This is a genomic window from Pseudomonas sp. UBA2684, assembly GCA_002354655.1.
In the GTDB taxonomy this organism is placed as follows: domain Bacteria; phylum Pseudomonadota; class Gammaproteobacteria; order Pseudomonadales; family Pseudomonadaceae; genus Aquipseudomonas.
The window spans coordinates 1-23782 of record DELY01000053.1; the positions used below are offsets into that span (position 1 = coordinate 1).

At 63.5% G+C, this 23782-nt stretch carries 27 protein-coding genes; 9 read left to right on the forward strand and 18 right to left on the reverse strand.

Translation table 11 applies throughout. The features are described from left to right. Window positions 1-36: 36 nt before the first annotated feature. Together B3M58_RS20285 and B3M58_RS20290 are read left to right on the forward strand one after the other, a co-directional pair. Window positions 37-645 (forward strand): hypothetical protein, encoded by a 609-nt coding sequence (locus B3M58_RS20285; RefSeq protein ID WP_296221955.1) that lies wholly within the window; start codon window positions 37-39, stop codon window positions 643-645. A 62-nt stretch (window positions 646-707) separates the two neighbouring features. Beyond that, window positions 708-1385 carry a lysoplasmalogenase gene (locus B3M58_RS20290; protein WP_296221957.1) on the forward strand — a complete coding sequence of 226 codons (678 nt, stop codon included), beginning with the start codon at window positions 708-710 and terminating at the stop codon, window positions 1383-1385. Here B3M58_RS20290 and mtgA read toward each other — a convergent pair. After that, entirely contained in the window at window positions 1330-2064 is a 735-nt protein-coding gene (gene mtgA, locus B3M58_RS20295; RefSeq protein WP_296221959.1) for a monofunctional biosynthetic peptidoglycan transglycosylase, read from the reverse strand. The two genes, B3M58_RS20290 and mtgA, sit on opposite strands and share 56 nt — an antisense overlap. Before the next feature lie 67 nt (window positions 2065-2131). Here mtgA and B3M58_RS20300 point away from each other — a divergent pair, with 67 nt between their 5' ends. The 5 genes from B3M58_RS20300 (at window position 2132) to B3M58_RS20320 (ending at window position 6298) form a co-directional block, all read left to right on the forward strand. Beyond that, window positions 2132-2503, forward strand: coding sequence for a DUF423 domain-containing protein (locus B3M58_RS20300; protein ID WP_296221961.1), 372 nt, complete (start codon window positions 2132-2134; stop codon window positions 2501-2503). 102 nt (window positions 2504-2605) lie between these two features. Then, window positions 2606-2806 carry a sulfur carrier protein ThiS gene (gene thiS, locus B3M58_RS20305; RefSeq protein ID WP_296221962.1) on the forward strand — a complete coding sequence of 67 codons (201 nt, stop codon included), beginning with the start codon at window positions 2606-2608 and terminating at the stop codon, window positions 2804-2806. Window positions 2807-2972: 166 nt separating this feature from the next. After that, entirely contained in the window at window positions 2973-3764 is a 792-nt protein-coding gene (locus tag B3M58_RS20310; protein ID WP_296221963.1) for a thiazole synthase, read from the forward strand. A 180-nt stretch (window positions 3765-3944) separates the two neighbouring features. Continuing rightward, window positions 3945-4664, forward strand: a complete 720-nt coding sequence (gene trmB, locus B3M58_RS20315) for a tRNA (guanosine(46)-N7)-methyltransferase TrmB (RefSeq protein WP_296221964.1) — start codon at window positions 3945-3947, stop codon at window positions 4662-4664. Window positions 4665-4954: 290 nt separating this feature from the next. Beyond that, window positions 4955-6298: a DUF1329 domain-containing protein gene (locus tag B3M58_RS20320; protein ID WP_296221965.1), complete on the forward strand. Its 1344-nt coding sequence runs from the start codon at window positions 4955-4957 to the stop codon at window positions 6296-6298. 121 nt (window positions 6299-6419) lie between these two features. Here the strand turns inward: B3M58_RS20320 and mapR are convergent, their stop codons facing one another. The 15 genes from mapR to B3M58_RS20395 form a co-directional block, all read right to left on the reverse strand. After that, the gene (gene mapR / locus B3M58_RS20325; RefSeq protein ID WP_296221967.1) at window positions 6420-7829 is read right to left on the reverse strand and encodes a GntR family transcriptional regulator MpaR; all 1410 of its coding nucleotides are present in this window, start codon (window positions 7827-7829) and stop codon (window positions 6420-6422) included. Between the two features lie 73 nt (window positions 7830-7902). Beyond that, window positions 7903-9318 (reverse strand): cytochrome c oxidase accessory protein CcoG, encoded by a 1416-nt coding sequence (gene ccoG / locus B3M58_RS20330; protein WP_296221968.1) that lies wholly within the window; start codon window positions 9316-9318, stop codon window positions 7903-7905. Between the two features lie 193 nt (window positions 9319-9511). Then, a complete protein-coding gene (locus B3M58_RS20335; protein WP_296221969.1) occupies window positions 9512-9835 on the reverse strand; it encodes a DUF3392 domain-containing protein in 324 nt (107 codons plus the stop codon). A 37-nt stretch (window positions 9836-9872) separates the two neighbouring features. Beyond that, complete coding sequence (hemW, locus tag B3M58_RS20340; RefSeq protein ID WP_296221971.1) at window positions 9873-11069, reverse strand: radical SAM family heme chaperone HemW; 1197 nt, start codon at window positions 11067-11069, stop codon at window positions 9873-9875. Then, complete coding sequence (rdgB, locus tag B3M58_RS20345) at window positions 11066-11656, reverse strand: RdgB/HAM1 family non-canonical purine NTP pyrophosphatase (protein WP_296221973.1); 591 nt, start codon at window positions 11654-11656, stop codon at window positions 11066-11068. Before rdgB ends, hemW begins: the two co-directional genes overlap by 4 nt. Then, entirely contained in the window at window positions 11653-12072 is a 420-nt protein-coding gene (locus tag B3M58_RS20350; RefSeq protein ID WP_296221974.1) for a DUF4426 domain-containing protein, read from the reverse strand. The genes rdgB and B3M58_RS20350 overlap by 4 nt, the downstream gene beginning before the upstream one ends. A gap of 39 nt (window positions 12073-12111) precedes the next feature. Continuing rightward, window positions 12112-12732, reverse strand: coding sequence for a methionine biosynthesis protein MetW (metW, locus tag B3M58_RS20355; protein WP_296221977.1), 621 nt, complete (start codon window positions 12730-12732; stop codon window positions 12112-12114). Between the two features lie 7 nt (window positions 12733-12739). Next, window positions 12740-13879 (reverse strand): homoserine O-succinyltransferase MetX, encoded by a 1140-nt coding sequence (metX, locus tag B3M58_RS20360; protein WP_296221979.1) that lies wholly within the window; start codon window positions 13877-13879, stop codon window positions 12740-12742. A gap of 91 nt (window positions 13880-13970) precedes the next feature. Next, window positions 13971-14582, reverse strand: coding sequence for a zeta toxin family protein (locus B3M58_RS20365; RefSeq protein WP_296221982.1), 612 nt, complete (start codon window positions 14580-14582; stop codon window positions 13971-13973). Continuing rightward, the gene (locus tag B3M58_RS20370; protein WP_296221983.1) at window positions 14575-14769 is read right to left on the reverse strand and encodes a hypothetical protein; all 195 of its coding nucleotides are present in this window, start codon (window positions 14767-14769) and stop codon (window positions 14575-14577) included. The genes B3M58_RS20365 and B3M58_RS20370 overlap by 8 nt, the downstream gene beginning before the upstream one ends. 68 nt (window positions 14770-14837) lie before the next feature. Then, entirely contained in the window at window positions 14838-16820 is a 1983-nt protein-coding gene (locus B3M58_RS20375) for a dynamin-like GTPase family protein (protein WP_296221985.1), read from the reverse strand. A 192-nt stretch (window positions 16821-17012) separates the two neighbouring features. Beyond that, entirely contained in the window at window positions 17013-17189 is a 177-nt protein-coding gene (locus B3M58_RS20380) for a hypothetical protein (RefSeq protein ID WP_296221986.1), read from the reverse strand. Further along, on the reverse strand, window positions 17189-17779 hold the full coding sequence (locus B3M58_RS20385) for a YggT family protein (RefSeq protein WP_296221988.1): 591 nt from the start codon (window positions 17777-17779) through the stop codon (window positions 17189-17191). The genes B3M58_RS20380 and B3M58_RS20385 overlap by 1 nt, the downstream gene beginning before the upstream one ends. 10 nt (window positions 17780-17789) lie before the next feature. Continuing rightward, window positions 17790-18635: a pyrroline-5-carboxylate reductase gene (gene proC, locus B3M58_RS20390; RefSeq protein ID WP_296221990.1), complete on the reverse strand. Its 846-nt coding sequence runs from the start codon at window positions 18633-18635 to the stop codon at window positions 17790-17792. Window positions 18636-18672: 37 nt separating this feature from the next. After that, the gene (locus tag B3M58_RS20395; protein WP_296221992.1) at window positions 18673-19353 is read right to left on the reverse strand and encodes a YggS family pyridoxal phosphate-dependent enzyme; all 681 of its coding nucleotides are present in this window, start codon (window positions 19351-19353) and stop codon (window positions 18673-18675) included. 62 nt (window positions 19354-19415) lie between these two features. On the opposite strand from B3M58_RS20395, the gene pilT reads away from it, so the two are divergent. Both pilT and B3M58_RS20405 read left to right on the forward strand, forming a co-directional pair. Further along, window positions 19416-20450, forward strand: coding sequence for a type IV pilus twitching motility protein PilT (gene pilT / locus B3M58_RS20400; RefSeq protein ID WP_296221994.1), 1035 nt, complete (start codon window positions 19416-19418; stop codon window positions 20448-20450). A 108-nt stretch (window positions 20451-20558) separates the two neighbouring features. Beyond that, complete coding sequence (locus B3M58_RS20405) at window positions 20559-21704, forward strand: PilT/PilU family type 4a pilus ATPase (protein ID WP_296221996.1); 1146 nt, start codon at window positions 20559-20561, stop codon at window positions 21702-21704. On the opposite strand, the gene B3M58_RS20410 is transcribed toward B3M58_RS20405, so the two are convergent. Beyond that, a complete protein-coding gene (locus B3M58_RS20410) occupies window positions 21670-22548 on the reverse strand; it encodes a TIGR03915 family putative DNA repair protein (RefSeq protein WP_296221999.1) in 879 nt (292 codons plus the stop codon). The genes B3M58_RS20405 and B3M58_RS20410 overlap by 35 nt on opposite strands. Continuing rightward, window positions 22548-23759 carry a putative DNA modification/repair radical SAM protein gene (locus B3M58_RS20415; RefSeq protein ID WP_296222001.1) on the reverse strand — a complete coding sequence of 404 codons (1212 nt, stop codon included), beginning with the start codon at window positions 23757-23759 and terminating at the stop codon, window positions 22548-22550. Before B3M58_RS20415 ends, B3M58_RS20410 begins: the two co-directional genes overlap by 1 nt. Window positions 23760-23782 lie beyond the last annotated feature (23 nt).

Genomic DNA, 23782 nt, shown 5'->3' on the forward strand with positions numbered 1-23782 from the left:
TAAACCTATTTCAGGACTAGACATGGAGAAAAACCGATGAACATGCCGTCCTTGCGTGCGCAGCACTGGCTGATCTTTGCCGCCATTGGCGCGCTGTTCTTCGCCTGCGGCACCTGGTTGGTGCGCCTGGCGCAGCCGGCCGAGCCGTTGCCAGGGCTGCGCGAATGGCAGGCCGAGGTGTTCACGCCGTTGGCCGATGAGCGTTTGACCCTGGCCCGGCTGACGGCCGCGGCCGCCGGCCAGCTGTGGTTGCAGCCGCGTCTGGACGGTGCGCGCTTGCTGTATCGGGCCGAGTGGCAGACGGGTGACCAGCCGTGGGCGCTGGAGGCGGAACTGGCGCTGACTCAGGCCGAGCGCGCCAGCCTGCTGAGCGCGTTTGGTGCCAGTGTGCAAGCCGGCGAGCAGTCGCTCGGTGAGCAATTGTTGGCTCAGTTGGGCAGTCACCAGATTGCCAGCCTGAGTCTCACGCCACTGCACGATGTCGCCGCCGAACGCCTGATCAGCAGCCTCGGGGCGCCGCGTCTGCGCCTGGCGCTGGGCGGCGGCCAGGCCTGGGTGTATCCCGATCTGGGGCTGACAGCGCACACGGATGGCGAGCGGCTGCGCCTGTTGCATGCCGTGCCGCGTGAGGCGCAGCAGCGCTAGGCTTGTTCTCTGGGGCGGTGCGCGCGAGTATGCCGAGGCCATAACCAGACACGGAGGCGGCTATGCCCATCGCTCAACGTTACCTGCTCGGGTTGGCGGCGTTTCTCGGGTATCTGTACATCGCGTTGCTGGTCTGCAAACCCTACCCGCTGAGCTGGTTGCTCAAACCGCTGCCGATGCTGCTGTTTGCCTGGTTGGTCTGGCGCAGCCCGGGTGGGGTCGGTGGTCGTTGCCTGGCGGTGGGTTTTATCGCGGCGGCAGCGGGGGATTTCTTTCTCGATTACGGCAATCGCGACGGCCTGTTCATCCAGGCGCTGCTGGCTTTTCTGTTGACCCAGGTGGCGTTCATCGGCGGTTTTCTCCAGCTCGGCCATGGCCGGCCGTGGCGTTGCTGGTGGAGCTTGCCGGTGATCGTCTATACCGCGTCGATGACGGCCTGGATGCTGCCGGGAACAGGTACGTTGCAGGTGCCGGTGGCGCTGTATTTTCTGGGTCTGCTGGGCATGGCGCTAGCGGCGGTGCGCGTCGCAGAGCGGCCAGGGCGCCTGTGGGCGGGTGCGCTGCTGTTTCTGTTGGCGGATTCGCTGATCGGGGTGAACAAGTTCATCCAGCCGTTTCCGTACGCGGTGCCGGTGATCGTGACGTTGTACTTCACCGGCCAGTTGCTGATTGCCTGGGGCCTGCTCAGGCTTTCAGCCAGTCCGGCCACCAGTCCGGGCGTGTCGGTTGCAGCTGATTGATGTAGTGGCTGCCGCCGAGTTGGCGCATCTGTTGACGAATCCAACTGGCGCGCCGGCTGACATAGCCGCTCGGGCGGCTGGCGCTCCATTCCCGCGGGTTCGGCAGCACGGCCGCCAGCAAACTGGCTTGCTGAGCCGACAGGTAAGGCGCGCCAACCTTGAAGTGATGCCGCGCCGCGGCTTCGGCGCCGAACACGCCAGCGTCCCATTCGACGCTGTTGAGGTACACCTCGAGAATCCGCTGCTTGGGCCAGAGCAGTTCGATCAGCGCGGTGAACCAGACTTCGGCGCCTTTGCGCAGCCAGCTGCGCCCCGACCAGAGGAACAGGTTTTTCGCTACCTGCTGGCTCAAGGTGCTGGCGCCGCGCACCGAGCCGCCTTGCTGATTGTGCGCCAGCGCGGCCTGGATCGCCGCGACATCGAAGCCCCAGTGTTCGGCGAACTTCTGGTCCTCGCCGGCGATCACTGCGATTTTCAAATCGTCCGACAGCTCATCCCAAGGGCGCCAATTGCGTTGCAGGTCGATCGGTTGGCCGTCGATCCAGGATTCGATCTTGCGCTCGACCATCAGCGCCGTGCCGGGCGGCGGCAGCCAACGGAACACGAGCACCAGCAGAGCCGAGCCGGCCATCAGCCAAAGCAGCAGTTTGAACAGGCGACGGCGAATGGATCGGAACATGCGAGCTTGGCCGGGTTGAGTTTGCGCGCCATTATAGCGGTCGATTCCCGCTTGTCTGGAGTGATGCATGGCGCGTCTGTGGTTGTTGTTGTCGGCCTTCGCCGGTTTTAGCGGGGTCGGCCTGGGTGCTTTCGCCGCGCATGGCTTGAAAAACACGCTCAGCGCGGAGTACCTCGCGGTGTTCCAGACCGGCACGCACTATCAATTGATCCATGCGTTGGCGCTGTTCGGCGTCGCCCTGCTGGCGTTGCAAGCGCCCGGACGCCTGGTGAACCTGGCTGGCGGCTTGTTTGCCCTGGGTATCGCGCTGTTCTGCGGCAGCCTGTACCTGCTCACCCTCAGCGGTATCGGCATGCTCGGCATCATCACGCCATTCGGCGGCCTGGCGTTCTTGGCAGGCTGGTTCTGCCTCGGTCTGGCCGCTTGGCGCTTAAGCTGACTCGGGCGTCAGAAAGCTGGACGAATGGCGCCCTTTAGCCTTGGTCATCGCCCGTGATCGGGCTAGAATGCCGGCCCTCTTTCCAGTTGTGATCGCTCCGTCATGCGCATTCAGTTGAACGGTGAATCATTCGAACTGCCCGATGGCCAGACTGTCGCGGATTTGATCGGCCGTCTGGACCTGGCTGGGCGCCGCGTGGCGGTCGAGCTCAACCTGGATATCGTGCCGCGCAGCCAGCACGCCGCCACCGCGCTTCGCGACGGTGATCGGATCGAAGTGGTGCACGCCATTGGTGGCGGCTGATCGGGCCGTTGAACATTATTGCGTTCGGCCAGGCCGCGTTGGACTCCGTGCGAAAATGCTCACGTACAGCCGTACGCGCGGTCTTTTCGTTGGATTGCAGTGCGCCCGACCGTCGCCCGCTACAGTTGCCAAAGCCTGTTGTCAGGCGTCCAGCTAGGAGTCTCCGATGAGCCACGTTCGCAGCGACAAGCCCTTTACTCTGGCCGGCCGTACCTATCAGTCGCGCCTGCTGGTGGGCACCGGTAAGTACAAGGACCTCGAGGAAACCCGCGCGGCCATCGAGGCTTCGGGCGCGGAGATCGTCACCGTGGCGGTGCGCCGCACCAATATCGGGCAGAACCCCGGCGAGCCGAACCTGCTGGATGTGATCAGCCCTGACAAGTACACCATCCTGCCCAACACCGCCGGCTGCTACGACGCCGCCGAAGCGGTGCGCACCTGCCGCCTGGCCCGCGAGCTGCTCGACGGCCACAAGCTGGTCAAGCTGGAAGTGCTGGCCGACCAGAAGACCCTGTTCCCCAACGTGATCGAAACCCTCAAGGCCGCCGAAGTGCTGGTCAAGGACGGTTTCGACGTGATGGTCTACACCAGCGACGACCCGATCATCGCCCGCGAGCTGGCGGCCATGGGCTGCATCGCGGTGATGCCGCTGGCCGGGCTGATCGGCACCGGGCTGGGCATCTGCAACCCGTACAACCTGCGCATCATCCTCGAAGAGGCGAGCGTGCCGGTGTTGGTCGATGCCGGGGTCGGCACCGCGTCGGACGCCACCATCGCCATGGAGTTGGGCTGTGAGGCGGTGCTGATGAACAGCGCCATCGCCCATGCGCAGAACCCGATTCTGATGGGCGAGGCGATGAAGCACGCGATCATCGCCGGGCGCATGGCCTACCTGGCCGGGCGCATGCCGAAGAAACTCTATGCCAGTGCCTCGTCGCCGCTGGATGGCCTGATCTAGATCGAGAGGAGCCTGCCGAGCTTGACGCGGTTCTACTGCGGAAAGCCGGGTCGGTCATTTTTCCCGCTTTTTCTCGTCAAATAGCAGGCTTTTCTCCTCGAAAACTGAAAATTGCCTCAATCCGGACTTCCCTTCGTAGCGAACGGTCAAGTCCGGCAGGCTCCTGATAACGAGCACAGCATGACTGAATCGCAGCAACAGCCCGAGCCGGCTGAAGACACCTCCAAGCACCGCGCCATCAAGAGTTTTGTGATGCGCGCCGGGCGCATGACCGAAGGCCAGCAACGCGGCCTCGATCAGGGCTGGCCGAAGTTCGGCCTGGAGCTGGAGGCCGGTGCCGCGGATTTCGACGCGGTATTTGCTCGCCGTGCGCCGCGCACCCTGGAGATCGGCTTCGGCATGGGTCATTCCCTGTTGGAGATGGCGGCAGCGGCGCCGGAGCAGGACTTTATCGGCGTCGAGGTGCACAAACCGGGCGTTGGCGCGCTGCTCAACGGCCTGATGACGCAGAACCTCAGCAACGTGCGGGTGTACAGCTGCGATGCCCTGGAAGTGCTGCGTCAATGCGTGGCCGACGCCAGCCTCGACCGTCTGCTGCTGTTCTTTCCCGACCCGTGGCACAAGTCGCGGCACCACAAGCGGCGTATCGTCCAGCCGGCCTTCGCCGAACTGGTGCGGCAGAAGCTGAAGATTGGCGGCGTGCTGCACATGGCCACCGATTGGGAGGCCTATGCCGAGTACATGCTGGAAGTGATGAACGTAGCGCCGGGTTACACCAACCTGGCCGCCGATGGGCGTTGTGTCGAGCGCCCCAGCGAGCGCCCGACCACCAAGTTCGAGCGGCGTGGCGAGCGCCTCGGCCACGGCGTGTGGGACCTGAAGTTCCAGCGCAGCGTATAAGCACCTGCTGATGCGCGCGCCAGCGAGGCCTTTCGCTGGCATAGGCTGGGCTTGCGCCCACCCCATACGGCATAGCGAGATTCCGCACGCGGAGGCAACAGGTTTCACGCGCTGAACTATCGGCGCGGCACGGCGCACAGCCGCCACAGGGACGAGATTGCAGAAGATCGGGACCACCCGGCGCCAGGACGGCTCCTCACCGCAAGACGGCATCAATAAAGCTCGGCCTCTTCCGGTCGGCGTACAAAAAAATAGTGGCGTGCGATGCGGTGCGCCGCGAGGAGAACGCTGTGTTGAGAACATCTTCAATTCTGCTGCTGGCGGCCATTGCGTTGCAGGCGCAGGCCAAGGTCGACACGGTTCAGGCCGCGCGCCTGGGCCAGGACCTGACCCCGCTGGGCGGTGAGCGCGCCGGCAATGCCGCCGGCACCATTCCGGCCTGGGACGGTGGCCTGGCGCAACCGCCGGCCAACTACCAACCCGGCATGCACCACCCTGACCCCTATGCCGGCGACCTGCCGCTGTACCAGGTCAACAGCCAGAACCTCGCGCAACACCAGGCGCAGTTGCCGGCCGGCATACAGGCCTTGCTGGAGCAGAATCCCGACTACGCTCTGCGCGTCTACCCGACCCGCCGCAGTGCCGCGGCGCCGCAGCGAATCTATGACGCCACTCGCTTCAACGCCTTGAACGCCGAGTTGATCTCCGGCGGCAACGGCGTGGCCGGGGTCGCCGCCGGGGTGCCTTTCCCGCTGCCGCAAAACGGCCAGCAAGCCATCTGGAACCACATCATGCGTTACCGTGGCGACCAGATCAGTTTTGTCACCAACCAGGCCGCGGTGCTGGCCAACGGCGCCTACAACCTGCTCAAGCTGGAACGCGACATCTACTTCCTCTATGGCCGCGCAGGCGTCAGCCCGCAGGACCTGGACAACACCCTGTTCTACTACAAGTACAAGGTGGTCGCGCCGGCCAAGCTGGCCGGTTCGGCGCTGGTGGTGCAGGAAACCCTCGATCAGGTGCTGGCGATCCGCAAGGCCTGGCGTTTCAACCGTGGCGAACGCCGCGTGCGGCGCCTGCCGATGCTGGCCTACGACACCCTGCAACCGGACACCAACGGCATGGCCACCGCCGACGTGGTCGACTCCTATAACGGCGCGCCGGATCGCTACGAGTGGAACTTGCTCGGCAAGCAGGAAATGCTGGTGCCGTACAACAGCTACGCGGTGCACCAGAAAGACCTCCCCTACGAGCGCATCCTGCAACGCAACACGGTCAACCCCGAGTTGCTGCGCTATGAGCTGCACCGCGTCTGGGTGGTCGAGGCCGAGCTGCGCAAGGGCTTCAGTCATCCGTACGCCAAGCGCCGCTTCTACCTTGACGAGGACAGCTGGCAAATCCTCGCGGTCGATCTGTACGACAAGGATGGCGAGTTGAGCGGGCTGCAAGAAAGCCACCCGATCAGCTACTACGACGTGCCGATGTTTGGCAGCACCCTGGAGACCATCTACGACTTCAAGGGCAGCCGCTACTTTGTCGATGGCCTGGATAACAACGAGCCGATGTATGACTTCAACGCGCCGTTGACGCCGCGCGACTTCACCCCGCAGGCCCTGCGCCGCGCGGGTAACTAAGCCCGCTCCGGCGCTGGCCGGCGGCCAGCGCCGAAGGCATACGGCGGCGCGTCATGATCGCTCGGCGCTGCGGCGTCCGGTAAAAAACCGAGGTGCAGCCGTTCGGCGCTGTTTAAGCGCCTCAGAACGAGGCGAGGATGCGCCCGAGCACGGCCATCGCCTGCTCGCTCTGCGCGTTCCACGGGTGGCCGTAGTTCAGCCGTGCGCAGTTACCGAAGCGCCGCGTGGCGGAAAAGATCGGCCCCGGCGCGAGGCTGATGCCCTGGGCCAGAGCCAGCTGGAACAACTGCAGCGAGTCGACCTGCTCGGGGAATTCGAACCAGAGAAAATAGCCGCCGTCGGGCCGCGTCACCCGCGTGCTGGCCGGGAAATGCCGCGCCGCCGAGGCGAGCATCGAGGCCTGCTGAGTCTCCAGGGCGTGGCGCAGCTTGCGCAGGTGGCGGTCGTAGCCGCCGTGTTGCAGGTAGTCGGCCAGTGCCGCCTGGGCCGGCACCGACGGCGAAATGGTGGTCATCAGCTGGAGCCGGGCGATCTGTTCGGCGTAGCGCCCGCCGGCCACCCAGCCAACCCGGTAGCCCGGCGCGAGGCACTTGGAGAATGAGCCGCAGTGCATCACCAGGCCGTCGCGGTCGAAGCTCTTCACCGGTTTGGGCGGCTGCGCGGAGAAATACAGCTCGGCGTACACGTCGTCCTCGATCAGCGGCACCTGATGCTGTTGCAACAACTCATAGAGCGCGCGCTTTTTCGCTTCGCTCATGCTCGCGCCAAGCGGGTTCTGCAAGCTGCTCATAAACCAGCAGGCCTTGATCGGCAGCCGCTCGAGGCTGGCGGCGAGGCTGTCCAGGTCGATGCCTTCGCGCGGGTGCATGGGGATCTCCAGTGCCTTGAGCTGGAGCCGTTCGAGGACTTGCAGGGTGGCGTAGAACGCCGGTGCTTCGATGGCCACCAGGTCGCCCGGCTGCGTCACGCATTGCAGGCAGAGGTTGAGCGCTTCCATGGCACCATTGCTGATCACCAGCTCCTCCAGCGCCAGCATGACCCCGCTGACCCTATAGCGCAGGGCGATCTGTCGGCGCAGGTTGGGGTTGCCCTCGGTCATGTCGGCGATTACCGCATGGGCCGGCATGCCGCGCAGGCTGTGGGCCATGGAGCGGGCCAGACGCTGCAGCGGGAACAGCGCCGGGCTGGGGAACGCCGAGCCGAAGGGCACGGTATCGGGGTCTTTCAGCGAGCCGAGCACCGAGAACACCAACTCGCTGACATCCACGGCGGTGGTCTCGGCCTGGCGCGTGCCGATTTCCGGCTCGGGCAACGGGCGTTGTGCATGTTCGCGGACGAAATAGCCCGAGCGCGCGCGTGCCAGAATCAGGCCGCGGCGCTCCAGCAGGTAATAGGCCTGAAACACCGTCGACGGGCTGACCCGGTAAGTGCGACTGGCATGCCGCACCGAGGGGATTTTTTCGCCCGGCGCGAGCACGCCGCTGCGGATCAGCGCGGCGATTTCATCGGCAAACTGCTCATAGCGCTTCATCGTGCCAGGGCCCGTGGCGGCTGCAGAGAGAGCACCATACTCTACTGGCTGGGCAGCGTGCATGCGACCCGCTTCAGCGCTGCGCGGGGGCGACGAAGGTGCTGGTGGCGCTGACGCGGTGGTGCGGCTCGTCCAGCTCAATCAGCTCGAAACGCAGGGTGTAGGGTGACGGCGCGGCCAGCTCGGCGGTCAGCGCCACGCTGACCGGCAGATCGAGGATTTCCCCCGCGGCCAGGCGCAGCTCACGTGTGCCCTGCAAGGTGAAGGGGCCAGCGTCGGCCAGTGCCAGGGCATAACGGCGCGTCTGCTGGGTTTTATTGATGACCTTGAGGCTGTAGATGTTCTCGATCTGCCCCAGTGGGTTCTCGCGGAACAGGCCGCGGTCTTTGCTCACGTCCAGCGACAGCAGTGGCCGGGTGTCCAGCGCCCAGACGAAGGCCGCGAGCATCAGCAGCAACATGGCGGCGTAGCTGAGCAGTTGCGGGCGCAGCCATTGCGTCTTGCCGCCCGCCAGGGCGCGCTCGGAGGTGTAGCGCACCAGGCCGCGGGCATAGCCCATCTTGTCCATCACCGTGTCGCAGGCGTCGATGCAGGCGCCACAACTGATGCAGTCCAGTTGCAGGCCGTCGCGGATGTCGATGCCGGTCGGGCAGACCTGCACGCACAGGGTGCAATCGGTGCAGTCGCCCAGGCCCTGGGCCCGGTAGTCGGCCGTTTTCTTGCGCGGGCCTCGGCCCTCGCCGCGCGCGCTGTCATAGGTCACCAGCAGGGTGCTGTCGTCGAACATCACGCTCTGGAAACGCGAGTAAGGGCACATGTGCAGGCAGATTTTTTCGCGCAGCCAGCCGGCGTTGAGGTAGGTGGCGGCGGTGAAGAACAGCAGCCAGAACGCTGTGGTCAGCCCCAGTTGCAAGCTGAGCAGCTCGCGCAGCAGTTCGCGAATCGGCGTGAAGTAGCCAACGAAGGCCAGTGCCGTGGCCAGGCTCACCGCCAGCCACAGGCCATGCTTGGCGGCGCGGCGCAGCAGCTTGTTCGTTGACCAGGGCGCGGCATCCAGCTTGATCCGCTGGTTACGGTCGCCCTCGGTGATTTTCTCTGCCCACATGAACACCCAGGTCCACACGCTTTGCGGGCAGGTGTAACCGCACCAGACGCGGCCGGCGAATACGGTGATAAAGAACAGGCCAAAGGCGCAGATGATCAACAGTGCCGAGAGCAGGATGAAATCCTGCGGCCAGAAGGTCGCGCCGAAAATATAGAACTTGCCGGCGGCCAGGTCCCACAGCACCGCCTGGCGCTCGCCCCAGTTCAGCCAGGCGGTGCCGAAGAACAACAGGAACAGCGCGCCTGCACCGTACAGGCGCAGGCTGCGGAACAGTCCGGTGAAGCTGCGGGTATGGATGGCGCCACCGGCTTGTGCGGGTGTCAGGCGCACGGACGTGCGCGGGTCGATCGTCTCGACGAGTGTGGCGGGAATGCGCTCGGTCATACAGTTCGCCCCATCTGGCATGGTCAGGCGGGGTGCATGATCGAGGTTCGGCGGTGCCGATAACAGACTCAGATTTTCAAATAAAAAGCGGATCAGATGCCGCGTCCCGCACCGCTCATCCCAGGCCGTGCGCAGGTTCGGCGTACCTCGCCGATAGCGATGACCCGCAGGGCGCGTTACGTGTGTTGATGCACTAGTTGCGATCCGCCAGCACGCCGATCAGGAAGAACACCAATAGCAGCACCGGCGCCAGGGTGTAGTTGTTGAAGTGACCGAGGCCCTGGGCCAGCCAGGGGGTGATGAAGACCATCGCCAGGCCGTAACCGACCGCGCAGACCAGCACGAAGATCAGCGTGCGGAAGAAGAAGTTCAGGCCGCCAATCGAGCGTTGCACCCAGGCATTGATGCCGGGGCCGAACAGCACGAACAGGGTGGCCATGATCGCCAGGGAAATGTCGTACAGGTGGCCACGGCTCCAGCGCGACAGGGTGGCAATCAGGTCGAAGAGCAGATCCATGCGGGGTCCTTAGCGCAGCGGGCGCACAAGCAGCCGATCAAGGCAGAAAATGTTGCAGCAGGTCGTTGAGAAACAGCTGGCCTTCGCGGGTGGCGGCCAGGCGTGCCGGGTCGCTGTGCAGCAGGCCACGGCTGAGCGCTTCGGCGCGGGCGTCGGCCAGCAGGCTCAGCGGCAGGCCGGTGCGCTGAGTGAACAGCTCACTGGCGACGCCGTCCGTGAGGCGCAGCACATTCATCAGAAATTCGAAGGGTAATTCGTCCTGGCTCAGTGCGCGCTCGCCGGCGGTAAAGCGTTTGCCGGCAGCCAGGTAGTCTTTCGGCAGGCGGGTTTTCCAGCTGCGGCTGATCGTTCCATCCGGGCGGCTCAGCTTGGCGTGGGCGCCGGCGCCGATGCCGAGGAAGTCGCCGAAGGTCCAGTAATTCAGGTTGTGCCGCGCCGCCTTGCCGGGCTGGGCGTAGGCCGATACCTCGTATTGCGCGTAGCCGTGCGCGGCGAGCAGCGCCTGGCCGGCTTCCTGGATGTCCCAGAGGATGTCATCTTCCGGCAGCGTCGGTGGCTGGTTCCAGAACACCGTGTTCGGCTCCAGGGTCAGCTGGTACCAGGACAGGTGCGTCGGTGCTTGGGCGATGGCGATGCGCAGGTCGTCCAAGGCGTCGTCGATGGACTGCTCGGGCAGGCCGTGCATCAGGTCCAGGTTGAAGTTGTCGAAACCGGCGGCACGCGCCATGTCGGCCGCGCGGATCGCCTCGTCGCCATCGTGGATGCGACCCAGGGCCTTGAGCTTGGCGGCTTGGAAGCTCTGCACGCCGATCGACAGGCGATTGATGCCGAGGCTGCGGTAGGCGGCGAACTTGGCCTGCTCGAAGGTGCCGGGGTTGGCCTCCAGGGTGATCTCGATATCCGCCGCGAACGGCACGCGGCGCTCCACGCCTGCCAGCAGGCGGCCGAGGGCCTTGGCCGAGAACAGGCTGGGGGTGCCACCGCCGAAAAAGATCGACGTCAGCGGGCGGCCATAGACCTGGGGCAGCTCTTCATCGAGGTCGGCGAGCAGGGCGTCGATGTATTCTTCTTCCGGTAGCGTCGGCCCGGCGGCGTGGGAGTTGAAGTCGCAGTACGGGCACTTCTTCACGCACCAGGGAATATGGATATACAGCGCCAGTGGCGGTAGCTCGAACGCACTGTGGTGCCCCGCGCCCTCTGGGAGAGGGATCGGGGTTGAGGACGGCTGGTTCATGTCAGGCCCAGTCGTTGCTTCAGCAGCGCCATGGCGCGGGCGCGGTGGCTCAGCTGGTTCTTCTCGGCGGGTGCCAGCTCGGCGCTGGAGCATTGGCGTTCCTCGACCCAGAACAGCGGGTCGTAGCCGAAACCGTGGGCGCCCCGCGCGGCATGCAGGATGCGTCCGTGCCAGAGGCCTTCGCAGAGAATCGGCAACGGGTCGTCGGCATGGCGCACCAGTGCCAGGGCGCAGACGAACTGCGCGCCGCGCTGCGCGTCCGGCAGGTCTTTCAGCACCTCTAGGAGTTTCGCGTTGTTCGCCGCATCGCCCTGGCCATCGGCATAGCGCGCCGAGTAGATGCCCGGCGCGCCGCCGAGAAAGTCCACCGCCAGGCCGGAGTCGTCGGCCAGCGCTGGCAGGCCGGAGACGCGTGCGGCGTGGCGCGCCTTGAGAATCGCGTTCTCGACGAACGACAGGCCGGTCTCTTCCGGCTCCACGCTGCTGAACTCGCCGATCGAGCGCACGCGCACCGCGGCGCCGAGCATGGCCTGGAGTTCCTTGAGTTTGCCGGCGTTATGGCTGGCCAGTACGAGTTCGCTGATCATTCGTCGGGGAAGAATTCCTGGTTGAAGTCGACGCTGTGGGCGACGCCGTCGCTGGCGCGCACCGTGATGGTGAAGCGCAGCACTTCCCGCGATTCGAAGGGGAACTGTGCCAGGTAGTAGATCGCCGTGCCTTCTTTGACCTGCTTGAAGTTCAGCGGGTAGTTGCGCCCGAGCAGGTTCTTCACTGCGCCGCTGACGCTGGCGTTGCTCGGCTGGCCGGCCTTGAGCACGGAGATGTTCACCACGCCCTGGGTCTTGCTGCGGACCAGGCCGTTGGCGGCGGCGATATCCGGTTGCAGGAAGCCGGAATTGAAGGCGATGTAGTGTACGTCCAGGTCGCCAAAGCTCTGCTTGCGCTCGGCAAGCGCCGGCAAGCTCAGGCACAGGGCGATAAACAGTAAGGCAATGCGACGCATGATGGTTCTCCTGATGAATCGACCTGAACGGCCGCCAGCTCAGTTGGCGATTGTCACGTCGTGGGCGGTGCGACCGCTGATCCGGTAGATGCCGATCTCACCTAATAGATTAGGCCAGATACGGCTGGCCCAGCCGTGGCGATGGTCGCGATCCACAGCCAGGCGATCCAGCACCTTGGCGTCTTGCGCGCGGCACAGGCGCTCGAAGTCGTCGAAGGTGCAGAAGTGGATGTTCGGCGTGTTGTACCAGGTGTAGGGCAAGAAGTCGGAAACCGGCATGCGCCCCTTGCTCGTCAGGTACCAGCGGCAGCGCCAGTGGGCGAAGTTGGGGAAGGTGATGATGCAGGTCTTGCCGACCCGCAGCATCTCCGCCAGCACTTTGTCCGGGAAATGCAGGGCCTGCAGCGACTGAGTCATCACCACCACATCGAAGCTGTTGCTGGCGAAGTTGCCGAGGCCCTTGTCGAGGTTCTGCTCGATGACGTTGACGCCCTTGCTCACGCATTGGGCAATATTGTCGGGGTCGATTTCCAGGCCGTAGCCAAACACCTGCTTGTGCTCCGCCAGCCAGGCCAGCAGTTCGCCATTGCCGCAGCCGAGGTCGAGCACCCGGCTGCCGGCGGGTATCCAGTCTTGGATGATGTCCAGATCGGCTCTCATGCGTGCCTCATACTGCGATTCGATTCATATAGCTGCTGAAGGCCTGCAAGTAGCGCGGGATCGGCATCAGGAAGGCGTCGTGGCCCTGCGGCGCGTCGATTTCCAGGTAGCACACGTTCTTGCGCGCGGCCGTCAGCGCATCGACGATTTCCCGCGAGCGCGCGGGCGAGAAGCGCCAGTCGGTGGTGAAGGACATCACGCAGAAATCCGCCGTGACATGCGCCAGGGTCTTGGCCAAGTCGTCAGCGCACGCGGCCGCCGGGTCGAAGTAATCCAGCGCCTTGGTCATCAGCAGGTAGGTGTTGGCGTCGAAACGCCCGGAAAACTCCTCGCCCTGGTAGCGCAGGTAGCTTTCCACCTGAAATTCGACGCTGTGGAAGTCGTAGTTGAGTTTTTCGCTTTTCAGGCCACGGCCGAATTTCTCGCCCATGGCGTCGTCCGACAGGTAGGTGATGTGGCCGACCATGCGCGCCAGCATCAGCCCTCGCTTGGGAATCACGCCCTGTTCCTGGAAGTGCCCGCCGTGGAATTCCGGGTCGGTGAGGATCGCCTGGCGCGCCACTTCGTTGAAGGCGATGTTCTGCGCCGAGAGCTTGGGCGCCGAGGCGATGGCTAGGCAATGGCGCACGCGCTCGGGGTAGCTGATGGTCCATTGCAGGGCCTGCATGCCGCCGAGGCTGCCGCCAACTACCGCGGCCCATTGCGCGATGCCGAGGGCGTCGGCCAGACGGGCCTGGCTGTGCACCCAGTCTTCCACGGTCATCACCGGGAAATCCGCGCCGAACGGTTTGCCGGTGGCCGGGTTGAGGCTGGATGGCCCGGTCGAGCCGTTGCAGCCACCGAGATTGTTGAGGCTGACGACGAAGAATTTGTTGGTGTCGATCGGTTTGCCCGGGCCGATGCAGCTGTCCCACCAGCCGGGCTTGCGCTCGTCCGCGCTGTGGTAGCCGGCGGCGTGGTGGTGGCCGGACAGGGCGTGGCAGATCAGCACGGCATTGCTCGCCGTGGCATTCAGCTCGCCGTAGGTTTCGTAGATCAGTTGGTAGTCGGCCAGGCTGCGCCCGCAGGCCAGCGCCAGGGGTTCAGCGAAATGCAGCACCTGGGGCGTTACCAGGCCAACAGAGTCTTGGGGAAAGGCAGTCGGCATCGACCCTGCTCGTAATAAAGGAAAAGGAAGTGCAAAAGAAAGAGCAGCAGTCTAAAGAGCGCCGCCCCAGGCGGCAAGAACAGTGCTTGGCTCAGTCAGGGACGCATTGCTTGATTTGCAGGGCCCATTCAGGAATATCGGCATCGGCGGCGTAGGTCTTGCAAAGATGCCCTTGGCGAGTGCGGAACAGTAGGCGAGGACTGTGATCGTTTACGGAGTTATCGTAGATGTATAGCCGATCTACCAGTGAAGCCAGTTCAACGCAGTTTGCTATGGATTTTGTATAGCGCGAGACAATTTTGCTGATGGGGACTTCATGTCCGCCGTCCATGTAGCGGTAGGTAATTCGATAGGCGTTGATGGCCGGGTGTGAGGTGCTGACGAAGAAAACCCTGACAAAGAAGCCCGCATCGACCGCGCGTTGAATGAAATCAAGCTTGTTCTGCGTGGATAGCACGGTTTCAAATGCAAGGCTGCGCCTGTCATTTAGGCATTGCTCGCGCAAGTCTTCGGATTTTTTCGCTGCTTGTCTGAACGCTTCTTCTGAGTTCCAGCCTCCGAACTCGTCTTGGGCGATTTCGTCCGGATTGACGAATGTGCAGCCGGACAACCAGTGATGCTCTCTCAGCGTTTCAGTGATTGAGGTTTTGCCGGAGCCATTAGGTCCGGCGAAAACGATCAGCTTGGGTTTGCTTTCAGGCATTGTGGGGTGTGCGAGTCGCCGCGCTTTTCTTCTTGGCTTTGATTGCTTGAGTCAGTGCTTCAGTGAGCTGGCTATCTACTCGCGCCACTCTGTTATGGGCGAGTTGACGAACCTGTGACATCAGGTTCGAGAGCTGCGTGTCGCTGGGATCGTCCTGCGAGGTAATCAGACTGAAGTGGCTTTTCATCACAATAAGCCTCCTACTTGTGGCTCTAGATTTGCAGCATATGGGGTTCGTTGCTGAAAGCCAACTGGCTATTCGCCGACGCTGTGCGGCCGTGCGGCGCCTGGCAGGCTGACCACTTTGCCTTGGCGCTGGATCGGCGCGGGGCGGCGCAGGACGCGCAGCATTTCGTTGGCTTGGGTCAGTTGCTGCTCCAGCTCGTCGCTGTAGCGCCCCAATTGCTGGCTGCGCTGGCGCGTCTGTTGGGTTTCCTGGGCCAGGGCCTTGAGCCGCAGCATGTGGGTTTCCAGCAATTGCTTGTGTTCCAGGGTGTGCTGCATCAGTGGCATCAACGCGTCGCTGGCCCATTGTTCGGCTTCCAGACGCAGGCGCTGGTGCAGGCCGATGACTTCCTGCACCAGGGTGGCGAAGAAGCGCTTGGTCAGGCTGCGCTGCTCGGTCAGCAGGGTTTTCAGGTGCAGGCGGAACTGATCGGCTTTGCCCTGCTGCTGCTTGAGTTCGCGCAAGTAGCGGGCGATGTTGAACTGCGGCGCATCGACGCCGTGCAGCGGGTTCTCTTCGTTGTGCCGGCGATAGATGGCGGCGACCATCTTGTTGGCCATCTGGGCTTCCTGCTCCAGGCTGTGCAGGTCGCTTTCCACCGCGCGGAAGAAGTGCAGGATGGCCTGGTTGATGCCCAGGGTGGTCCAGCTGCCGGTGAGGTTACGGCGCACTCTGTGCAGGTGCTCTTCCAGGCGTTCCGGGCGCGCCGCCGCCCGCAGCAGATCGCCTTGGCGCTTGAGCAGGCGCTGGTTGGTCTTCAGCCCGAGCAGGCGTTTGTGGTGCTGGCTGTGGTCTTCCTTGGTCTTGGCGGTCAGCTCAAATAGCATCTGGCCGTTGTCGTGCTGGTGGTTGCTGAGCAGCGCTTGCTGTTCGTTGACCTTCTCCAGGCGCAGGTTGAGCACATGCTGGCTGTTTTGCAGCAGCGCCAACACCTGGGTGACCACGCGGTCCTCGATCAGCCGTTCCTTCTGCGTGACGATACGCTCGCAGAGCAGGTTTTCCAGGTTGCTCATCTGGCTGCGGATCAGCAGTTCCTGGTCTTTGCGCACCTTGGCCAGCAAGGCTTGCTTGGCCGACAGCGGCAATACATCTTCGGGTTTGATACCGAGCTGTTTGGCGGTGGTTTTCTGGATTTGCTGAATCGCGTTCTGCACGAAGGCTTCGCCGGCGAGGTCGTCCCACAGCACGTCGATCTTGTTCAGTACGGCGAACAGGCTGGTCTGGGTGTCTTCGTCGAGTTGGCGGATATGTTGCTGCCAGACCGCCATGTCGCTGGCGGTGACCCCGGTATCGGCGGACAGCAGGAAGATGATCGCCTGGGCGTTGGGCAGCATCGACAGGGTCAGTTCCGGCTCGCTGCCGAGGGCATTCAGGCCGGGCGTGTCGAGAATGCGCAGACCCTGGCGCAGCAGCGGGTGATCGAAGTTGACCATGGCGTGGCGCCAGGCCGGTACCAGCACCTGACCGGGCTTGCCGGTGCCTTCCAGCATGTCCGGGTGGAAGCCCAGCTGAATCGCCTGTTCGACGGGCATCGGTTTGGTTTTCGCCACCTGGGTGAACGCCTGGACCATATTGTCCGGGTCGCTCAGGTCCAGCGGAATGTTCACCCAGTGCCGGGGGATGCGCTTGAATTGCGACACGCTGGCTTCGGCCACACGGGTCTCGATCGGCAGCAGGCGGATATAGGAGCGTTCCGAGCGCGGATCGAAGAACAGCTCGGTGGGGCACATGGTGGTGCGTCCGGCCTGCGAGGGCAGCATGCGCTGGCCGTATTCGGAGAAGAACAGGCTGTTGATCAGCTCGGTCTTGCCACGGGAAAATTCGCCGACGAAGGCCAGGGTGATGTGATCGGTGCGCAACAGGCGCAGGGCGCGTTCGAGTTTGGCTTCCACCGCGTCGGAATTCAGCCGGTTGTTCACCAGCCAGCTGCGGTAGCGGGTGATCTCGCGCATCAGCTCGCGCTTCCAGGTGACGTAGGCGTCGACCTGTTGACTGAGACGTTCCATGCTCATCCTGCGTTCCTCTCGGTAGCGCGTCCGTTGGGTGACCTTGGCGTAGCGCTCGCCCAGGTGCTCTAGGTGGTCCGCTGACTGTCCGTGGTACGCGGCTCCACGCCCAATAATCGCGCATCGGGCTATCGCGCATTATGCGGTGCGGATTAGCCGCGTCAATTGGCCATCATCAGTGTCCCGCCTTATGGTCTGTCAAACAGACCCAACGGTCAGGTTCAGCGCTGTCGGCAACTGCTGCGGTTGTTTGATGCGCACGCGCTTCTGCCGGCGTTGCTGGCGCTTTCCAGGCTCCCCCTGGCGTTTGCCGACGGCAAACGCCAGGGGGAGAAAGGCCAGCAACAGACCCGTGTCCCGGCGGTAAAACCCCATCAGATCGCCAGGCTGAGGCCTTTGAGCATGCCGGCCATCACCGCCAGGTTGCGAATCACCAGCATGTCGATCAGGTTGAGCAGGAGGAAGGCGACGATGGGCGACAGGTCCAGCCCGCCCATGCTTGGCAGGATGCGGCGGATCGGCATCAGCAAGGGCTCGCAGATCTGGTTGACCAGCTCGACGCCAGGGTTGTGGCTGCCCTGGGCGACCCAGGAGAGGATCACGCTGATGATCAGGGCGAAGAAGAACACCTTGAGGAACAGCGCGGTGACGCCAATGATCGACCAGACCAGCAGCTGTAACGGGTTGTCGAGGCCGTAGCCCATCAGCATCAGAGTCAGCGCCATCAGCAGCAACTGCACCAGAATGGCTAGCACCAGCGAGGCCAGGTCGAGGCCGGCGAAGCTGGGAATGACTTTACGCAGCGGCTTCAGCAGCGGGTGGGTGGCGCGCACGATGAACTGGCTGAGCGGGTTGTAGAAGTCCGCGCGGACCAGTTGCAGTATGAAGCGCAGCAACACGATCAGCAGGTACAGGCTGCCGATGGTTTGCAGGATATAAATAGCCGCAGTGTTCAATCCAATCATCTTCTAGCTCCTATTGGCCCAGTTGTTCGGCCAGTTCAGCCGAGCGGTGGGCAGCCGCATTCAATGCCTGTTCGACCAGCGCCGCGAAGCCGCCAGCCTGGAATGTGTTGATGGCCGCTTCGGTGGTACCGGCCGGCGAGGTGACGCGGCGGCGCAGTTCACTGGCATCGACATCGCTGGCCACGGCCATACGTGCGGCACCGAGGGCCGTGTGCAGGGTCAGCTGGGCAGCGGTGGCACGCGGCAGGCCGAGTTTTTCGCCGGCGGCGGTCATCGCTTCGATCATCAGGAAGAAATACGCCGGGCCGCTGCCGGACACCGCCGTGACCGCATCGAGCAACTGCTCTTGGTCCAGCCACAGGGCCAGGCCAACGGCGCTGAGCAGTTGCTCGGCCTGCTGGCGCTGCTCGCTGGAGACATGCGCATTGGCGTACAGGCCACTGACGCCCTGGCGCAGCAGCGCAGGGGTATTGGGCATGCAACGCACGATGGCGCAGACGTTCGGTCGGGCCGCACTGGACTGCGGGGCGAGCCAGCGCTCCAGGCTGGCGCAGCTGATGCCGGCCGCGATGGAAACGATCAGCTGACCGGCATGGACATGTGCGGCGAGGTCCAGGCACATGTCTTTCATTGCTTGCGGCTTGACGGCGAGGACGATGACATCGGCACCCTGGATGGCTTCGGCATTGCTGGCAAAGGTGTCGATCGCGTATTCCGCGGCGATCTTCGCGCGTTGTTCGGCGCCACGGTCGCTGGCACGGATGGCACTGGCTGCCACGCCTTGTGCGCGCAGGCCGCCGATCAGGCTGGCTGCCATATTGCCAGCGCCGATAAAGGCAATGCGGGGAGTGGTCATTACGGGCTTCCTTTATAGAGTCGTGGGCATGCAGGGCTTAGGCATAGTCGCGGGTGCCAAACAGGGCGGTACCGATCCTGACCCAAGTCGCCCCTTCGGCGATGGCCGCTTCCAGATCATGGCTCATGCCCATGGACAGGGTGTCGAGGCCGAGGTGCAGCTGTTCTTGCAGTTCACGCAAGCGGGCAAACGCCGCGCGTTGTGCGGCCTGATCCTCGCTCGGTTCGGGAATTGTCATCAATCCGCGCAGCTTGAGGTTGGGCAGTTGTGTAACCGCCTGTGCCAGTGCCGGCAGCTCTTGCGGGCTACAGCCCGATTTGCTGGCTTCACCGCTGACGTTCACCTGCAGGCAGATATTCAGCGCCGGTAAGTGCGCCGGGCGTTGTGCGGACAGGCGTTCGGCGACCTTCAGGCGATCGACCGAGTGCACCCAGGCGAAATGCTCGGCAATGGCACGGGTCTTGTTCGATTGAATGGGGCCGATGAAATGCCAAATCAATGGCAAATCGCTCAATTCGAGCTGTTTTTCCAAGGCTTCCTGCAGGTAGTTTTCGCCGAAATCGTGCACGCCGGCGGCATGCGCTTGGCGAATCGCGAGCGCCGGTTTGGTTTTGCTCACCGCGAGCAGGCCAATCGTCGCATTATCTCGCGCAGAGGCTTGCGCCGCCTCACGGATGCGCGCTCCGACCTTTGCAATATTCTCTGCTATCGTGGACATTACTTGCGCCAGCCGCCTAGGTCTGCGGCATTCTACCTGCTTGCTTGTCATTAGGGAGTCCCATGGATATCACCGAGTTGCTTGCCTTCAGCGCCAAGCAAGGCGCGTCGGACCTGCACCTCTCTGCTGGTCTGCCGCCGATGATTCGGGTCGACGGCGATGTGCGCCGAATCAACTTGCCGGCCCTGGATCACAAGCAGGTGCATGCGCTGATCTACGACATCATGAATGACAAGCAGCGCAAGGATTTCGAGGAGTTCCTCGAGACCGACTTCTCTTTCGAAGTGCCTGGCGTCGCGCGTTTCCGGGTCAACGCCTTCAACCAGAACCGCGGTGCCGGCGCGGTATTCCGTACCATTCCGTCCAAGGTGCTGAGCATGGAAGACCTCGGCATGGGCGAGGTGTTCCGCAAGATCACCGACGTGCCGCGCGGCCTGGTGCTGGTGACCGGGCCAACCGGTTCGGGCAAGTCGACCACCCTGGCGGCGATGCTCGACTACCTCAACAGCACCAAGTACCACCATATTCTGACCATCGAAGACCCCATCGAATTCGTACACGAGTCGAAGAAGTGCCTGGTCAACCAGCGCGAGGTGCACCGCGACACCCTGGGCTTCTCCGAAGCGCTGCGCTCGGCCTTGCGCGAAGACCCGGACATCATTCTGGTCGGCGAGATGCGTGACCTGGAAACCATCCGCCTGGCGCTGACCGCCGCGGAAACCGGCCACTTGGTCTTCGGTACCCTGCACACCACCTCGGCAGCCAAGACCATTGACCGGGTGGTCGACGTGTTCCCGGCCGAAGAGAAATCCATGGTCCGCTCGATGCTCTCGGAATCCTTGCAGTCGGTGATTTCGCAAACCCTGATCAAGAAGATCGGTGGTGGCCGCGTGGCGGCGCACGAGATCATGATAGGCACGCCGGCGATCCGTAACCTGATCCGCGAAGACAAGGTCGCGCAGATGTACTCGGCTATCCAGACCGGCGGTTCGCTGGGCATGCAGACCCTCGATTCCTGCCTCAAGGGTCTGGTGGCGAAGGGCTTGATCACCCGCGAAAATGCCCGCGAGAAATCCAAGACCCCGGAAAATTTCTAATTGTCTTCGGCCCGCCGTCCGGCGGGCTGGGGATTCGAACCGCTGGCGAGACGCGCCCCAGCAGTTGGCCATTGGTTAAGCGCGTACTGGTGATGGGCGAGACAACGCATGGAATTCGAGAAACTGCTGCGCCTGATGGTGGAGAAAGGCGGCTCCGACTTGTTCATTACCGCTGGCGTGCCGCCGTCGATGAAGGTCAACGGCAAGATCATGCCCGTCACCAAGACGCCGATGTCGCCGGAGCAAACCCGGGAAACCGTGCATTCGGTGATGAACGAGCAGCAGCGCCGCGACTTCACCGAAAACCACGAGTGCAACTTCGCCATCAGCGCCCGCGGTGTCGGGCGCTTTCGCGTCAGTGCGTTCTACCAGCGCAACCTGGCCGGTATGGTGCTCCGGCGCATCGAGACCAACATCCCGACGCTGGACGACCTCAAGCTGCCGGAAATCCTCAAGAAACTGGCGCTGACCAAGCGTGGCCTGGTGCTGTTTGTCGGCGCCACCGGCACCGGTAAATCCACTTCGCTGGCGGCGATGATCGGCTACCGCAACAGGAACAGCAGCGGCCACATCATCTCCATCGAAGACCCGATCGAATATATCCACCAGCACCAGAGCTGCATCGTCACCCAGCGCGAAGTCGGCATCGACACCGAGTCGTTCGAGGTGGCGCTGAAGAACACCCTGCGCCAGGCGCCGGATGTGATCCTTATCGGTGAGGTGCGCACCCGCGAGACCATGGACCATGCCGTGGCCTTCGCCGAAACCGGTCACCTGTGTCTGGCTACCTTGCACGCCAACAACGCCAACCAGGCGCTGGACCGGATCATCAACTTCTTCCCCGCCGACCGGCAGAATCAGGTGTGGATGGACCTGTCGCTCAACCTCAAGGCCATCGTTGCCCAGCAGCTGATTCCCACTCCGGATGGCAAGGGTCGCCGTGCGGTGATCGAGGTGCTGATCAATACCCCGCTGGCCGCCGACTTGATCCGCAAGGGCGATGTGCATGAACTCAAGGCGCTGATGAAGCGTTCCACCGAGCAGGGCATGCAGACCTTCGATCAGGCGCTGTACAACCTCTACAGCCAGGGCGAAATCACCTATGAAGATGCCTTGTTGTATGCCGACTCGGCGAACGACCTGCGTCTGATGATCAAGCTGGGTTCGGAAACCGACGGCGATCATCTGTCGAGCATGTCCCAGGGCTTGTCGCTGGAAGTCAGCGAGGAAAATCCGGGTCGGCGTTTCCGCTAACCCCCGCGCTGCGCGCGGTGTTGTGGCGAATACGCTTACCGGCCTTGTGCGCGACGGCTTGTGCCTGGCCGTTGCGCTGCGCCCCGGCCCGCGCTTGACTCATCAGTTGCGGAATCAACGGGCCTTCCGGCAGGTTCTTCCAGAACCGTACCGGCAGACTATTCTCCAGCACGCTGCGGTTCAGGCGCGCCGGGTTGAAGGTGCTGCCGTAGTAAGCCAGCCATAACGCTTCGCCTTCATCGTCCTGCGCGCGCGCCAGGCGTTGCCAGTCCACGGGGCAGGGTTTGGCGTAGTGCAGCTGCTGGCCATCGCAGTACACGCCGTCCTCCGGCGTGGCGATTAACCAACTGTGCTGGCCCATGCGCTCGGCGAAATGCGCCGAAGCGCTGGCCAGAATGTCGTGGGCCGGCTCATGCCACGCCACGAACTGCGGAGGCCCGGCGGCGGCAGTGCGCGGGTGGAAGCGCAAAAAAGCGTGCAGATGATGGGCCTCACGGCGTACCGATTTGAGGCGTTTGTGCAACTCACTGCCATCGCTGTCGCCGGGCAACATGGCCGCAAGGTCGCCCTGGGCCACTCGCCAGAGGATGCGGTAGAGCAGGCTCCAGCGGTTGTCGACGCGAAATTCTGCGGCGCTTTGCAGCTGTTCGAGCAGTTGCCGTGGAATGCGCGGTGTCCTGTCTGGCGGGGTAACTGCTAGCGGCAGCGTAGGCTCATCGAACAGGCCGCTGTTGTCCTCATCGCTCGACCAACTGATCTGGTGCGGTGCAACGGCCTGTTGTAACAGTTCGCGCGCGTGCTGGCGCCAGCCGGCGAAACTGCCGTCGAAACGGATGCAGTGCATTACCAGAGTGCCATCTGTGCGGGGCTTTCGCTGAGTTGCTGGCGTAGCAGCAGGGATTCGCTGGTCGCCTGCAATGGGCGGTAATCCTGGGTGATGATGAAGGGTTTGGCTTTTTCCAGGGCGCAGCGCAGGCGTGTGAGGTCATCGAAGCGGATGCGCTTTTGCCGCCTCAACGCGACCAGGCGCTTGGCGCTCAGCACGCCAATACCTGGGATGCGCGCGATCATGCTCGGTTCAGCACGGTTGAGGTCAACCGGGAAATGCTCGCGGTTGTTCAGCGCCCAGGCCAGCTTGGGGTCGATATCCAACGCCAGGTTGCCGGGGCCGCTGAGCAGTTCGCCGGCCTCGAAGCCGTAACCGCGCATCAGAAAATCCGCTTGGTACAGGCGGTGTTCGCGCAGCAGCGGCGGCGCTTCGAAGGGCAGGCTTTTGGGGCTTTGCGGGATCGGGCTGAAGGCCGAATAGTAGACGCGGCGCAAGCGATAGCTGCCATACAGCGCCTGGGCGGTGTGCAGGATGGTGCTGTCGTCGGTGGCGTCGGCGCCGACGATCATCTGTGTGCTTTGTCCGGCGGGGGCGAAGCGCGGCGAACCTTTCTCCTCCCTGGCTTGGCTTTCGCCTTGGTGGATCGAGTGCATGGCCTGTTTGATGGTGAGCACCTGTTTTTCCGGCGCCAGGCGAATCAGGCTGCTTTCGGTTGGCAGTTCGATGTTCACGCTGAGGCGGTCGGCGTACCGGCCCGCCTCGGCAATCAGCAGGGGGGCGGCGTCGGGGATGGTCTTCAGGTGGATATAGCCGCGAAACTCGTGCTCTTCGCGCAGCAGTTTGGCCACGCGGATCAACTGCTCCATGGTGTAGTCGGCCGAGCGAATGATCCCGGAGCTGAGGAACAATCCGCTGATGCAATTGCGCGCGTAGAAATCCAGGGTCAGGGTCACCACCTCTTCCGGGGTGAAGCGCGCCCTCGGTACGTCGCTAGAGCGGCGATTGACGCAGTATTGGCAGTCGTACAGGCAGAAGTTGGTCAAGAGGATTTTCAGCAACGCCACGCAGCGGCCGTCGGGGGTGAAGCTGTGACAGATGCCCATGCCATTGGTGGCGCCGAGGCCGCTCTTGCCCTTGGAGCTGCGCGTCGGTGCGCCGCTGCTGGCGCAGGACACGTCGTACTTGGCGGCGTCGGCGAGTACGGTGAGCTTGTCGATCAGTTGCATGGGTAGATCCAGTTAACTGTTTA

Excerpts from the sequence above, each read along its gene's own strand:
- B3M58_RS20350 (WP_296221974.1), bottom strand. The coding sequence starts at position 12,072 with ATGCGTCGCATTGCCTTACTGTTTATCGCCCTGTGCCTGAGCTTGCCG.
- B3M58_RS20310 (WP_296221963.1), top strand. The coding sequence starts at position 2,973 with ATGAGCCACGTTCGCAGCGACAAGCCCTTTACTCTGGCCGGCCGTACC.
- B3M58_RS20300 (WP_296221961.1), top strand. The coding sequence starts at position 2,132 with ATGGCGCGTCTGTGGTTGTTGTTGTCGGCCTTCGCCGGTTTTAGCGGG.
- B3M58_RS20380 (WP_296221986.1), bottom strand. The coding sequence starts at position 17,189 with ATGGGGTTTTACCGCCGGGACACGGGTCTGTTGCTGGCCTTTCTCCCC.
- trmB (WP_296221964.1), top strand. The coding sequence starts at position 3,945 with ATGACTGAATCGCAGCAACAGCCCGAGCCGGCTGAAGACACCTCCAAG.
- B3M58_RS20285 (WP_296221955.1), top strand. The coding sequence starts at position 37 with ATGAACATGCCGTCCTTGCGTGCGCAGCACTGGCTGATCTTTGCCGCC.
- B3M58_RS20375 (WP_296221985.1), bottom strand. The coding sequence starts at position 16,820 with ATGAGCATGGAACGTCTCAGTCAACAGGTCGACGCCTACGTCACCTGG.
- proC (WP_296221990.1), bottom strand. The coding sequence starts at position 18,635 with ATGACCACTCCCCGCATTGCCTTTATCGGCGCTGGCAATATGGCAGCC.
- B3M58_RS20385 (WP_296221988.1), bottom strand. The coding sequence starts at position 17,779 with ATGATTGGATTGAACACTGCGGCTATTTATATCCTGCAAACCATCGGC.
- metW (WP_296221977.1), bottom strand. The coding sequence starts at position 12,732 with ATGAGAGCCGATCTGGACATCATCCAAGACTGGATACCCGCCGGCAGC.
- B3M58_RS20410 (WP_296221999.1), bottom strand. The coding sequence starts at position 22,548 with ATGCACTGCATCCGTTTCGACGGCAGTTTCGCCGGCTGGCGCCAGCAC.
- B3M58_RS20395 (WP_296221992.1), bottom strand. The coding sequence starts at position 19,353 with ATGTCCACGATAGCAGAGAATATTGCAAAGGTCGGAGCGCGCATCCGT.
- hemW (WP_296221971.1), bottom strand. The coding sequence starts at position 11,069 with ATGAACCAGCCGTCCTCAACCCCGATCCCTCTCCCAGAGGGCGCGGGG.
- mtgA (WP_296221959.1), bottom strand. The coding sequence starts at position 2,064 with ATGTTCCGATCCATTCGCCGTCGCCTGTTCAAACTGCTGCTTTGGCTG.
- B3M58_RS20370 (WP_296221983.1), bottom strand. The coding sequence starts at position 14,769 with ATGAAAAGCCACTTCAGTCTGATTACCTCGCAGGACGATCCCAGCGAC.
- thiS (WP_296221962.1), top strand. The coding sequence starts at position 2,606 with ATGCGCATTCAGTTGAACGGTGAATCATTCGAACTGCCCGATGGCCAG.
- B3M58_RS20405 (WP_296221996.1), top strand. The coding sequence starts at position 20,559 with ATGGAATTCGAGAAACTGCTGCGCCTGATGGTGGAGAAAGGCGGCTCC.
- B3M58_RS20415 (WP_296222001.1), bottom strand. The coding sequence starts at position 23,759 with ATGCAACTGATCGACAAGCTCACCGTACTCGCCGACGCCGCCAAGTAC.
- B3M58_RS20365 (WP_296221982.1), bottom strand. The coding sequence starts at position 14,582 with ATGCCTGAAAGCAAACCCAAGCTGATCGTTTTCGCCGGACCTAATGGC.
- rdgB (WP_296221973.1), bottom strand. The coding sequence starts at position 11,656 with ATGATCAGCGAACTCGTACTGGCCAGCCATAACGCCGGCAAACTCAAG.
- B3M58_RS20290 (WP_296221957.1), top strand. The coding sequence starts at position 708 with ATGCCCATCGCTCAACGTTACCTGCTCGGGTTGGCGGCGTTTCTCGGG.
- metX (WP_296221979.1), bottom strand. The coding sequence starts at position 13,879 with ATGCCGACTGCCTTTCCCCAAGACTCTGTTGGCCTGGTAACGCCCCAG.
- pilT (WP_296221994.1), top strand. The coding sequence starts at position 19,416 with ATGGATATCACCGAGTTGCTTGCCTTCAGCGCCAAGCAAGGCGCGTCG.
- ccoG (WP_296221968.1), bottom strand. The coding sequence starts at position 9,318 with ATGACCGAGCGCATTCCCGCCACACTCGTCGAGACGATCGACCCGCGC.
- mapR (WP_296221967.1), bottom strand. The coding sequence starts at position 7,829 with ATGAAGCGCTATGAGCAGTTTGCCGATGAAATCGCCGCGCTGATCCGC.
- B3M58_RS20335 (WP_296221969.1), bottom strand. The coding sequence starts at position 9,835 with ATGGATCTGCTCTTCGACCTGATTGCCACCCTGTCGCGCTGGAGCCGT.